This is a genomic window from Enterococcus bulliens (genome assembly GCF_053761865.1).
The window spans coordinates 12,223-24,778 of record NZ_JBSMXK010000001.1; the positions used below are offsets into that span (position 1 = coordinate 12,223).

Genomic DNA, 12,556 nt, shown 5'->3' on the forward strand with positions numbered 1-12,556 from the left:
CGTTTTTGCTTACAAATCGTTTGTAGAAATCATTTTTTTAGATACTGTTTTTGTCGTTTCTGGTAAATAACGACGAATCACGATCGAAAGCGTCACTGCAATCAAATTTAGACCAATAAAGATAGCTAGTGAGCTCAGATAACTACCTGTTTTTTCATGCATATAAGAGAGTAAGATCGGACCTGCTAAACCAGCCATTGCCCAAGCGGTCAGAATGTAGCCGTGGATCGCGCCTAATTCTCTCGTACCAAAAACATCCCCTAAGTACGCTGGAATAACTGAGAATCCTGCACCATAACAAGAAAGTAGTAAACAAAATGCAAGCACAAATAGATACATATTTCCTAATGTCAAAATACTAAAGAACATTGCGATATTGACAATAAACATCACAGTAAATGTCATCGGACGACCAATGTAATCTGATAATGTCGCCCAGATCAAGCGGCCAAAGCCGTTAAACAACCCTAAAATCCCAACCATAAAAGCAGCAACAGTCGGTGACATCGCCGTCATTTCTTGAGCCATTGGTGACGCGGCAGATACTAAGCCGATACCACAACTGATATTGATAAACAACATTAACCATAGATAAATGAATGCTGGTGTACGTACTGCTTGATTGGCGGTCATTTCGTGTGAAGCATTCTTTTGATCGACAGCTTTCGTTTGCGGTTGTTTGATAAATTGAGCGGCAGCGATGATCACGATCCCATAAACCACACCTAAGACATAAAACGTATTGACTAAGCCAATACTTTCCATCAACTGTTGTGCGATGGGCCCTGTAAGTAAAGCCGCAAAACCAAATCCCATAATTGCTAGACCCGTAGCTAATCCTCGTTTATCTGGGAACCATTTGATGATCGTAGATACTGGGGTTACATACCCTGCACCTAACCCAAGACCTCCAATAATTCCATAACCTAGATACAGCAACCATAATTCATTCGTATAAATTGCCACACCAGTTAAAATCGTTCCTAGACCATAACAAATCCCAGATAATGTCCCCGTAGCAGTTGGACCAAAGCGCTCGACTAATCTTCCCATAAATGCAGCCGACATCCCTAAAAAGAAAATAGCTAAACTAAACGTAAATGAAATAGAAGATTCCGACCAGTTTGTTTTCATCGCGATTGGTACTGAAAATACACTAAATGCATAGACCGATCCAATCATCAAATGTAATAAGATTCCTGCTGTTGCGACAATATAACGCTGATGTTTCACTAAAACCCCTCCGATTCTTCCTCAAAATATGTTTTGTTATTCGTAAAATAAATAATTACTTCTTTATAATACGGTAAAGAAGTATAAATAAAAACAAAAATATGAACATTTTATAATTTTATTTCACGAACGTTCAGATTTTAAAATGAAGGCGGATTCATGATTGCTCGCTTTTTTTAGAGAATATTTTTGCAACTTGTTTATTTAGTGATAGACTAAGTTATACCATAATCAAGGAGTATGCATATGAAAACTATCGCAACGCTTTTTAAAGGATTCGATCGTTCTATCCCTTTTTTACTCAGCAATACATTGATCATTGTGCCATTTATCTTATATCTTAGTTTAAGTGACGGCGAGCACATTTATACGATTTTACCATTCGTTTTATTTTATACGTTTCGCATGACCGCCATTTTTTTAGTTCGCGGTTTGCAAACGACTTTAAACAACTATACGATTTTAGTGTTTTCCTTAGGTCTTGGAGGTCTAGGTGCTTTTTTAGGCGTACTCGGAAGTCTCAATCCATTATTTTATACCTTATCGGGGGCTTTTCTTGGTTTTAGTGCCGCATGGTTCACTCCAGCGTACCTAACAATGAGCTATCAACACAAAGCACAACAGCTAAAAGGATACTCCAATCCAAATTATTTATGGGTATTGATCTTTTTGATCGCTCTGTTGGTTCCTATGAGTACGAATGGTGGATTAAAGATTCCACTAACACTAGGTGTCTATACACTCTTGTTTATCCTTGCCTATCGACCGATCAGACATTACCCACATCAGAAATTTCCGATGAAAAAAACTGAACATGCACTTATTGCTAAGAAAGAACTCAGTCTGTTTGTTGGCTTTTTTGTTTTATTATTACTGTTACGCAGTAGTCGTTTATTGGTCAATCAAGATGTCTTGTTGCTTACGTTGATTGGGATCACTTTATTGTTTATGATCAGCATTTGGTCATTAAGTCAATCCAAGCGCTACTGGAAATTGCCACTTTGGCTTAATCTCCTCACTTTCCTAAATGGCATGTTTGGAAATCTGCTCTTTTTATTTTGTTCGCTTTACATCAAGGCCGTTTATGGTGGGGATAAAGTCACACTTTATCTGTACTTACCTTATGTTCTTGGCTTATTTTTAGCAATGTTTCTAACTAAAAAAGTCCATCGTCTATTGCCTAGACTAAATCCACTATATGTCCAACTAGCTGGACTCGCTTTAGGTTTTATAGCCTTTTTATTACCCATCTATCTTCCATTCACTTTATTGATATTGAGTTTTTTCCGAAATGGTACAAGCTCTTGGCTAAATCAACGATACTACGACACCAAAGAGCTTCCAAGCGATCGTAGAATTGCCATTAAATTCGCAACGCAAAATAAAGGGAGTATGACACATCAATTTTTATCGATGATCTTGATTTTAGCGTTTATTTTGATCTATCGTTTGCCACTCGATACGTTTTTTGGATTGACCGATTATGATGCGACCGCGACTAAAACGATTTTATTGATGGAAACCGTCAAAAATAGTTTGTGCGTATCGTCACTGATCCTAGTCGCTTACGTAGCCTATATCTTACCTAAAACCGATAATGATCTTTGATCTTATCGGTTTTTATCGTGTAAACGGTTATTCTTTGTTATACTAAACAAAAAAAGAGAAATGAGGACGATCATGATTCGTTGGGGAATAATTGGAGCTGGAACAATCTCACATCGCTTTGCAGAAAGTCTTGCTCAAGTAGAACAAGCAAGTTTATATGCCGTAGCTAACCGTACACAAGAAAAAGCAGAAGCCTTCAAAGCCAAACATCAGGCAGAAATCGCTTATTCAGATTATCAAGCATTATTAGATGATCCCAAGGTCGATTTCGTGTATATCGCTTTGCCACATCGTTATCATTTTGAATGGATCTTACAAGCGATCCATGCCAAAAAGGCTATCTTATGCGAAAAGCCACTAGTGCTGACTGCTGACGAACTGAAAGAACTACATGCCGTTTGGACGCGAGAACCGATCTTTTTTATGGAAGCAATGAAAAGCCGCTTTACACCTGCCTACGAACAAGCACGACAAGCAATTTTAGCTGGTGAAATTGGTGAACTACAAAAAATCGAAACTTCTTTACGCCGCCATATGCCCGAAGAAGGCACGACCTATCATTATTTACCTGTTCAAGGTGGCTGCTTATTAGATATGGGGATCTACAACGTCAGTTTGATCGAAGATTTTATCAAGACACCATTATCTCTAGAAGAACTAAGTGCTACGGTACACGAAAATGGGATCGAAACGGCAGTCGAGGCGACTTTAGCAAACGATACAATCACTGTCACGATCGAATCTGGATTTGATGTATTTAAAGATGCAAAAGCGATTTTTCATGGCACTACCGGTACGATCACGATCCCGGATTTTCACCGTCCAACACGATTTGAAATCAAACGTGACGATCTGGACGTCGAAACGATCGATTGTCCGTATACGGTCGATGATTTTTATGGCGAGATCACCCATGTCATGACCTGTTATGAAAACGGCTTATATGAAAGTCCCGTGATGCCCCTAAGCGATTCATTACGCTGTGCCGAGATCATTGATCAATTAAAAACCGGAATCCATGCGTTATAAAAAATAGCGATGACTTTTTCAGTCATCGCTGTTTTTTTATTGTGATCGATATTTTTCTAACATCGCATGATCCAATACCACACCAATACCAAATCCTTGCGGAATAGATAATGTGCCATTTTGGATCATGGCTTTAGCGGTGACGACATCTTCAGCAAAATAACGGTCCGAAGCAGATAGATCACCTGGAAATGATAAGTCTGTACTGGCTGAAAATTGGAGATTTAATGCGCGCCCAACTCCAGCTTCATACATCCCGCCAAGCCACACTAAACAATCGTGTTGTTGCAGATACGCTAAGATTTCAAGTGCTGGTGTGATGCCACCCACACGCGGGATTTTTAAGTTTACTGCACGACAACTACCTAATGCGATCGCTGTTTTCGCATCATCAAGCGAGCGAATATTTTCGTCTAAACAAATCCTGGTTGTCAGTTGTTGTTGCAATGTCGCATGTTCGACAAAGTCGTGTTTCGCTAAAGGTTGCTCGATCATCGCAAGATCTAATGTATCGAGTTGTTGAAAAAGCGCCCAATCTTCTAGGTCAGCATAGGCTGAATTGGCATCTGCCATCAAGAGCAAATCAGGAAAAGCTTGGCGAATAGCGTGTAATGGTGCATAGTCATAGCCTGGTTTGATCTTTAGTTTGACACGTCGATAGCCTTGTGCGACATATGTTCCCACTTTTTCGATTAACTCATGTAGATCTGGAATGATCCCAATGCTCACACCGACTTCGATCGACTTTTTCGTTACTGCTTGTCCTTTGATCAAACTGGCAACATTCACTTGTTGTGTTTTGGCAAAAAGATCCCAACAAGCCGTTTCTAAAGCCGATTTTGCCATGAAAAAGCCTTGTGTCTGGGCAAGTAAGGCAAAGACTTCTTTAGGGTGTTGCCATTTTTGATCGACTAAACTTGGGATCAGCCATTTTTCTAACGCCATCAATGATGTGTCAAACGTCTCTTCAATATAATCTGGTGTTGCCAAAGCGTCCAGTTCACCAATACCGATCTGACCATGTTCATCTTCGACCGTGACGATCGCAAATGGTTTTGTTTTGGTGATGCCATAGCTCGTTTGAAACGGTTCTAAAAACGGCAATTCGCCTCTTTTGTATTGGACCTTTACGATCTTCACTGCGTCACCGACTTTCTAAAAATGTCTTGATTGCTTGTTGGCACTCAACTGGTCGCTCAAGATGAATGCAGTGTCCGGCATCGATTTCTTGATACGTCATCTTAGGTGCTTGTTCACACATCTTGCGACCAATCTCACAAAATTTAGGATCTTGTTTCCCAGCTAGGTACAATGTCGGCACACTTAAAGTCTCAAGGTGCGACCAGTATTCTGGCTGGCTTCCAGTTCCCATATAGACTAAGCTATTGGCAAGTTCATTAGGATCTTGGGCTAGTCGTTCTTGTCGAATCGTATTTTGGACATCTTGTGGCAAAGATTTTTGTGTGGCAAACAAAGGCAATGCTTGCCAAAAATCAACAAACTCGACTAACGATTTTTTACGCAAACGCTCAGCCAATGTTGCATCGTGTATCCGGCGTGTTTCTCGTTCCAAATCGGTTTTTAACCCCGGGGATCCGCTTTCCAAAATCAATTTTGATAGCATATCTGGATACGTGATCGCCCACGCTAACGCCACGCGTGCGCCCATTGAATACCCTACTACCGCCACTTTTTGATCGGGTACAAGTTTTGTTTTCAGTGCCGATAGATCATTAACGACTTGAATCATATCATAATCATCGGGATTTGAACTATGGGTTTTTCCATGCCCCATTAGATCGATTCCTAAAAGATTATAAGATGTTTCATTACGTAAGAACGCAAATGTCTGTAACGTTCCAGTAAAACCATGTAAACACACCAACGTTTCTCGGGTTTTATCAAAGCCATTCAACCATTCGTAGTGATAGTTATTCATCGGCAACCACTTCTTTAAACTCAGCGACCAAATCTTCCCATAACGTGACTGGGTCCGCAAATTGCCCTTTGACCTCGATGATTCTCGGTCCAGTTGTCGTTTGGCTCAACACATCACGTAACGCTTCTAACGTATCTGGCACGTGGTAGGGCATCTGATACAATGCAGCTACTTTTTCAAAATCTAAATCAGTCGGTGTCGCAAATAACGGATCAAAATCAGTTTTGTCTAATGTACGTTGACTTAAAAAGGAGAAGATCCCCCCGCCATTGTTATTCAACAATAAGATCGTTAGCGGCACATTTAAGGCTTTAGCTAACTGTAACCCATTCATATCATGGAAGAAGGCTAGATCTCCGGTAATAAGCGTTGTCGGTCCACTCATCGCCACGCCCACTGCCGTTGAGGTAATGCCATCGATGCCGTTGACTCCACGATTCCCAAAGACTTTCGCTTGTTTTGGTTTCATTTGGATGTAGCGATCCAATAAGCGAATCGCATTACTATTGGATACGAATAATTGCTCCTCTTCAACCAATAATCGATGTGCTTCATAGACTGCGCTGGTTTCATTTAATGTTGCTAGGCCAGCTAAAGTCGCAATCTGATCTGCTGCTTGTGCTTGTCGTGTTTGCCATTGCTTCGTCCAAGCTGGAGTCGCTAACGTCGCAATCGGTAGACTTGCCTGCACAAAATCCGTCACCCGATAAGGTAAAAAGACTTGTGCATTTTGCAATTGATCATGCCATTGTTGTCCTTCATCGACAAAGAGCCATATCGTTTCTGTTGGCAAAGCCATCAACCATTGCATCACCGATTTTGTGACCGGTAAGCGGCCAAAGCGCAAGACGACTTCAGGTTGGAAATCGACTGAAACACCTGCTGAAAAAATCAAATCAGCATGTCGGATGTAGATCGAACTCTCGACACCCGCATTCGCTAAGTTCGTCAACGGATCGCCAACGATCGGCCAACCCAAAGCGTCTGCTAAATGCAGTAATTGCTGTGCTTCTTCAACGGTACGTTCCTCACCTACTACAACGATCCCTTTTTTCGAAAAATAAGCCTCCCAATCTTGGTGACTAGTTCGATCGATCTTAGGTTCGCTGATGATCTGAGTCGTAGTTGTTACCGTTCGTGAAAAATCAGGTAATAACGGTTCACGTAATGGCACATTAAGATGGACCGGTCCTTTTGGCGCAGCTTTGGCTAAACGCGTTTGTTGGCTTGCTTGAAATTGAACATACTGCAACATATTTGGCGTATTTTCTGGCACAGACAATTCGGTAAAGCCTTTGACTTGTTTGCCATATAGATCTTGCTGGTTCATCGCTTGGGGCGCTCCAACATCGCGTAATTCTGGTGGGCGATCTGTCGTCAATACCACTAATGGGATCTGACTTGCTTTTGCTTCACAGATCGCTGGATAGTAATTGGCCGCTGCCGTACCAGACGTGCAGACAAGTAAAACTGGTTCTAAGTCAACTTTAGCTAAACCTAAAGCCAAAAAAGCCGCCGAACGTTCATCGATTGCAATCTGGGTGTCGATTCGTGCATCGCGATGAATAAGTAATGAAACTGGTGTCGAGCGTGAGCCCGGACTGATGACTGCTTTTTTGATTCCAGCGGCTACAAATCCTTCGATCAAGGACAAAATATAATCAGTCATGGTTTCTTGATGTGTCATCGCCTAAAATCCCCCTTATCATTGGTTGAAATTTAATTTGCGTTTCTTGACGTTCTTCTTCAGGAATCGAATCTGCCACGATCCCACAACCGGCGTATAAAATCGCTTGGTTTTTGTGCATCACCGCAGAACGGATCCCTACGGCAAATTCGCCTTCATCTGCCACGAGTGACATCCAGCCAATTGGTGCACCATATAGTCCGCGATTGATGACTTCATGTTCACGGATCCATTTGACAGCTAAAGCTTTTGGCTCTCCACCTAATGCTGGTGTCGGATGTAATTGTTTGATCATCTCTAAAAAAGACAACTCTGGTAATCGTTGGCCTTCGATGATCGCATATAAATGTTGGATATCACGATTTTTTAATAACGTCCGCTCATGGACTTTTACTTCTTTGACAAAAGGTGTCATTTCACGGGTGATCCGGTCGACCACGATTTGATGTTCATGCGTATTTTTTGCAGAATCCAATAAACTTTGACCGAGTTGTTCATCAGTTTCCTTGGTCTCACCACGTGCGATCGAACCGGCAACTGCAGCGGTGTAGACGACCTCTGTTGTTGCCGAAAGCAAACGTTCTGGTGTTGCACCTAAAAAACTATATCCTTGTCGCTCATAGAAAAACAAATAGGTATTGGGTTGTTGCTGATGTAAACGTGTCAATACGCTTTGCGCATGGATCGGTTCATACATCAAGATCTGCATTTGTCTGGCTAAGACGATTTTTTTGATTGGTGAATCTTGTCTGACGATCGCATCGACTGCCTCTTGGACGGTTTCTTTCCAAGCACGCACGCCGATCTCTTGTTTTAACATCAGTTGATTGGCTTTGGATTTAGTTGTTCTTAGACACACTTGTTGCGCCATTTGCTCAAACGTAGCTGTTAGTGATTCAAGCGATGACTGGTTGGTCGTCGTTAAGATCACTGTCGTCTGCTCAGCTGTTTGTTCGATCAAATATTTTGGGATAAAAAAGCCACCAGTCGCTAATGTACCAAATTCTTTTGATTCTCGCGCATCTTCTAAATCAAAAGGATACGCTCCCATCACTTTAGTTGGCGTATGATGATACTGATAATGTTTACGAGCATTCGCTAGTTGTTCAGGTAATTCTTCACTGATAGGTAGATCCAGACAGCTGCCACTCGCATAATACGTTACTGATTGATCTGGTGTTTGCCAGAAAAAGCGCGTCTCTTCTTGTGGCAGATAGGCAAATAAAGAAGTACCTGCTTCGATTGTGATCGGATAGTCGTAACTAATCATATGCTGGGTCTCGATTTTTTGATAAGTATTAGGTAAGTTGATACTCAATAGTGTTCACTCTTTCTTTCGTCAAAAACAAGCGTTTTAACGGCTTCCCATTCGCTGTTTTTGGAATCTCTCGTACAATGTAATACGCTTTAGGTAGTTTATATTTCGCTAACTGTGTTGTCAACTGCGCTTCGATCTGAGCGACACTCGTTTGCTCGTTTAAAACTAAATACGCAACAGGCACTTGCCCCCATTTAGAATCAGCCATCCCCACAACAGCTGCTTCAATGATCGCCGGAATTTGTAACAGTGCATGCTCGACTTCAGCCGGATAGATATTTTCGCCACCGGAAATAATCAACTCGCTGAGTCGACTAACTAAATATAAAGCGCCATCTTGATCTAAATAAGCTAAGTCCCCTGTCTTTAATTCGCCGTTTGTCGTCCAGCTTTCCCTAGCCCGACCATTCAAGTATTCTTTTACAACAGAAGGTCCATTGACATAAAGTTCACCAATGCCGTTCGCATCTGGTTGATGAATCTGGATCGTGACATTTTCCAATGGATATCCAGCTGAACCAAGTTTTTTAGTCGCTTGATCAAAAGGTAAAGCGACGATCTGTGAGCAAGTTTCTGTCATGCCAAACGATTGCAATACAGGAATTTGTTTGTCTTTTGCTTGCTCCAATAATTGTTTACTCACCGGTCCACCACCTAATAAGATCGCTTTTAGTGTTGGATAGGGTTTTGTTGTCTTTGTCACAAAATCATTGAGCATTTTGGTGACAAACGATAAGATCGTCACATTTTGTGCATTTACATCATCTAAAATCGTTGTAATGTCGTACTCATCATAAAAACGCACCGTCATTCCTAATGCAACCGAGCGTAACAGCACGGATAACCCACTAATATGAAACAATGGCAACACTAAGCCCCACGTATCTTTTTCAGTTACTTGCATATTGATCTGGGTAGCTTTTGCACTCGCCCAATGATTTGAAAATCTTTGTGGTACACCTTTAGGATTACCGGTTGTACCTGATGTATACATGATCGATGCAATCTGAGAAGGTTGATAGCCTAAATCAAATTGTAATTTTGTCTCGGGTAGTTGCTGGCAATCTGGCAATAAAAATACTTCAGCTTGTTCAAGTACCAACTCAGGATCATCGGTTACTACTAATGAAGTCTTCGCATCTTGCAACTGAAATTCTATCTCGCTTTTGGTAAGTCTACGGTTTAAAAATTGGATCTCGATCCCTAATTCCCATAAACCTAAAATCGTTAAATAGAGATCTGTTTTATTTTGGCTATAGATAGCCACACGCGTCGTATGCTTGGGCAATCGCTCATGATAATATGCGGCAGTATTTTGAGCATATTGCGCTAACAAAGAAAACGACCAGCTTTCTTTTGAGTTCAAAAAAGCTGGTCGTTTTGGATGAAGCAACGCTTGACGTTGAAGCCAACTCGCTTGATTCATTACGGGAATTTAGGGAATTGGTCAAAGTCTGGTTGGCGTTTTTCTTTGAACGCATCACGACCTTCTTTGGCTTCGTCCATTGTATAATATAGTAATGTCGCATCTCCAGCTAATTGTTGGATTCCAGCAAGACCATCAGTATCTGCATTTAATGCCGCTTTGATCATACGTAAAGCAAGAGGGCTTTTCGTTAGCATTTCTGCTGCCCATTCCATCGTCACATCTTCTACTTGATCCAAAGGAACGACAGTATTGATCCAGTTCATATCTAAAGCTTCTTGGGCAGTATATTGTTTTGTCATAAACCAAACTTCTTTGGCTTTTTTATGCCCAACAACACGTGCTAGGTAACCAGAACCATATCCACCATCGAAACTACCCACATTCGGTCCTGTTTGGCCAAATTTAGCGTTATCTGCTGCGATCGTGATATCACATACTAATTGTAAAATATTTCCGCCACCGATCGACCATCCTTTAACCATCGCAATAACTGGTTTTGGAATCACACGGATCAAACGTTGTAAGTCTAATACATTTAGACGTGGAACGTCATCAGTCCCTACATATCCACCATGGCCACGTACTTTTTGGTCACCACCAGAACAAAATGCTTTGTCGCCTTGTCCAGTTAAAATGATTACACCAACATCTTGTTTATCGCGACTAATTGAAAACGCGTCGATCATTTCAAAAACCGTTTTTGGGGTAAAGGCATTATGCACTTCCGGACGGTTGATTGTAATTTTTGCTACTTTACCATGTTGTTCAAATAAAATTTCATCATATTCTTTAATCGTTTGCCATTCTCTCACAGAATTGACCTCCTTTGATTATTTACGTTACTATTATACACAATCACTAGGTTTTTCCCAAAAAACCCGTTTGTGAAGTAAGAAAATCTCAAGATTTAGGAGCAAATCAGATGAATTTATTAGAATTATTTCATATTCAAACGAAAATCCTCACAAAAGAAGCCGTCGAACTGACCATGGAGATCAAAGAAGACCATCAACAACCCTTTGGCATCATGCATGGTGGGATCAATGGAGTCTTGATCGAAACAGCTTGTAGTATGGGCGCCAATGAACAATTAGACACAGGATTTGCTGTCGGAGTCGATCTAAATGTCAATCACTTAAGAAGCGTCACAACTGGCAACTTGACCGTTCGTGCGACACCTGATCACATCGGACGCACGATGCACGTGTGGCAAGCAGTAATCTATGATGAACAGCAACAAAAAATCGCAGTTGGACGTTGTACGATGACAGTAAGAAACAGTTAGATAAAAGCCTTCACACCAGCCATTGGATTTTTTACTCGTGAATGAACCAAAATAGTTAAGATAGAGTATACTTATTGAAACGATGTGACTATTGCAGTGCGATAATCCATTACCAAGGGAGAAAAAGGTTATGAGTATACTGATTGCTGGAGCCACACACACTGGTAAAACAAATTTAGCTCAGAAATTAGACTAACGATATAAATGGATAGGAGAATGTATATGCCAAATAATTCAAAAATGGATAAAGACCTAAAAAGATATTATATCGTAACAGCTATCGATCTGATTACTTGGATCGTTGTAGTAATTGGGGCTTTTTTGATTCGTGGATCTGAAAATATGTTCCCTTTTTATTTATTGTGTGTTGAAACATTTAACGGATATTCTGCTCCTAGAAAATTTCGTACGTTCTCCAAAAAAGCTCCCGGCATATTCTTCAAAAATCATTCACGATTTTTCGAAAGTTCTTTACGCTTGTTGATATTTACCATCGTTATGTTCTCAGTACTATTCTTGCTTATTTTTGGATAAAGGTAAATAGTTCATCCGAACCAGATTTATAGTTGCCCATCCTAAGAATACAAACCAGAATAGTGGCAGGAAAATGTCTGCTTTGGACTGATACACATAAGGATTTTCAGCTACGATATATGGCTTATTGTTCAAAAAATAGACCGGCACAGTATCACCAGCCTCAAATGAAGATTTGGAGGCATCTACACCATAATTATTTTCTTTGTAGTTATATGTTTTTACCCCATCGTCTACTTTTATCAATGCTTCAGTCTTTACTTTCTCTCCATTTGAAAATTCTTGTTGTTGTTTCCAAGAAGTATAGGAAACGACAGGCATGAGTACGGCTATACTACCTAAAAAGAAGATCGATAGTGCAATCAAAAATTTTTTCATTTTCTATCTCCTTTATGGATTTCTTTCATCCATTGTACACATTAGCAGCACATAAAAAAAGATATCCTAGCAATCAGCCTAAGATATCTTTTACTAAATATTCTTATTTCTTCTTG

The 12,556-nt window shown here is 40.6% G+C and carries 12 protein-coding genes; 4 read left to right on the plus strand and 8 right to left on the minus strand.

What is annotated here, in order from left to right:
- Positions 1-9: 9 nt before the first annotated feature.
- Entirely contained in the window at positions 10-1,233 is a 1,224-nt protein-coding gene (locus ACWOEC_RS00080) for an L-lactate MFS transporter (protein WP_455305289.1), read from the minus strand.
- A 246-nt stretch (positions 1,234-1,479) separates the two neighbouring features.
- On the opposite strand from ACWOEC_RS00080, the gene ACWOEC_RS00085 reads away from it, so the two are divergent.
- Both ACWOEC_RS00085 and ACWOEC_RS00090 read left to right on the plus strand, forming a co-directional pair.
- Positions 1,480-2,841, plus strand: a complete 1,362-nt coding sequence (locus ACWOEC_RS00085; protein WP_455305290.1) for a hypothetical protein — start codon at positions 1,480-1,482, stop codon at positions 2,839-2,841.
- Between the two features lie 60 nt (positions 2,842-2,901).
- Entirely contained in the window at positions 2,902-3,870 is a 969-nt protein-coding gene (locus tag ACWOEC_RS00090; RefSeq protein ID WP_455305291.1) for a Gfo/Idh/MocA family protein, read from the plus strand.
- 36 nt (positions 3,871-3,906) lie between these two features.
- On the opposite strand, the gene menC is transcribed toward ACWOEC_RS00090, so the two are convergent.
- The 6 genes from menC to menB are packed head-to-tail and all read right to left on the minus strand — an operon-like array spanning position 3,907 to position 11,055.
- Positions 3,907-5,010, minus strand: coding sequence for an o-succinylbenzoate synthase (menC, locus tag ACWOEC_RS00095; protein ID WP_455305292.1), 1,104 nt, complete (start codon positions 5,008-5,010; stop codon positions 3,907-3,909).
- A gap of 4 nt (positions 5,011-5,014) precedes the next feature.
- Positions 5,015-5,809 carry a 2-succinyl-6-hydroxy-2,4-cyclohexadiene-1-carboxylate synthase gene (gene menH / locus ACWOEC_RS00100; protein WP_455305293.1) on the minus strand — a complete coding sequence of 265 codons (795 nt, stop codon included), beginning with the start codon at positions 5,807-5,809 and terminating at the stop codon, positions 5,015-5,017.
- Positions 5,802-7,496 (minus strand): 2-succinyl-5-enolpyruvyl-6-hydroxy-3-cyclohexene-1-carboxylic-acid synthase, encoded by a 1,695-nt coding sequence (gene menD, locus ACWOEC_RS00105; RefSeq protein WP_455305294.1) that lies wholly within the window; start codon positions 7,494-7,496, stop codon positions 5,802-5,804. Before menD ends, menH begins: the two co-directional genes overlap by 8 nt.
- Entirely contained in the window at positions 7,471-8,814 is a 1,344-nt protein-coding gene (locus ACWOEC_RS00110) for an isochorismate synthase (RefSeq protein WP_455305295.1), read from the minus strand. Before ACWOEC_RS00110 ends, menD begins: the two co-directional genes overlap by 26 nt.
- A complete protein-coding gene (gene menE, locus ACWOEC_RS00115; RefSeq protein WP_455305296.1) occupies positions 8,795-10,240 on the minus strand; it encodes an o-succinylbenzoate--CoA ligase in 1,446 nt (481 codons plus the stop codon). Before menE ends, ACWOEC_RS00110 begins: the two co-directional genes overlap by 20 nt.
- On the minus strand, positions 10,240-11,055 hold the full coding sequence (menB, locus tag ACWOEC_RS00120; protein WP_297079146.1) for a 1,4-dihydroxy-2-naphthoyl-CoA synthase: 816 nt from the start codon (positions 11,053-11,055) through the stop codon (positions 10,240-10,242). The genes menE and menB overlap by 1 nt, the downstream gene beginning before the upstream one ends.
- Before the next feature lie 110 nt (positions 11,056-11,165).
- Between menB and ACWOEC_RS00125 the strand changes: the two genes are divergently transcribed.
- Positions 11,166-11,528 carry a PaaI family thioesterase gene (locus ACWOEC_RS00125; protein ID WP_455305297.1) on the plus strand — a complete coding sequence of 121 codons (363 nt, stop codon included), beginning with the start codon at positions 11,166-11,168 and terminating at the stop codon, positions 11,526-11,528.
- A gap of 222 nt (positions 11,529-11,750) precedes the next feature.
- Positions 11,751-12,062, plus strand: coding sequence for a hypothetical protein (locus ACWOEC_RS00130; RefSeq protein ID WP_455305298.1), 312 nt, complete (start codon positions 11,751-11,753; stop codon positions 12,060-12,062).
- Here ACWOEC_RS00130 and ACWOEC_RS00135 read toward each other — a convergent pair.
- Entirely contained in the window at positions 12,039-12,440 is a 402-nt protein-coding gene (locus tag ACWOEC_RS00135) for a hypothetical protein (RefSeq protein ID WP_455305299.1), read from the minus strand. The genes ACWOEC_RS00130 and ACWOEC_RS00135 overlap by 24 nt on opposite strands.
- Positions 12,441-12,556: the final 116 nt, after the last annotated feature.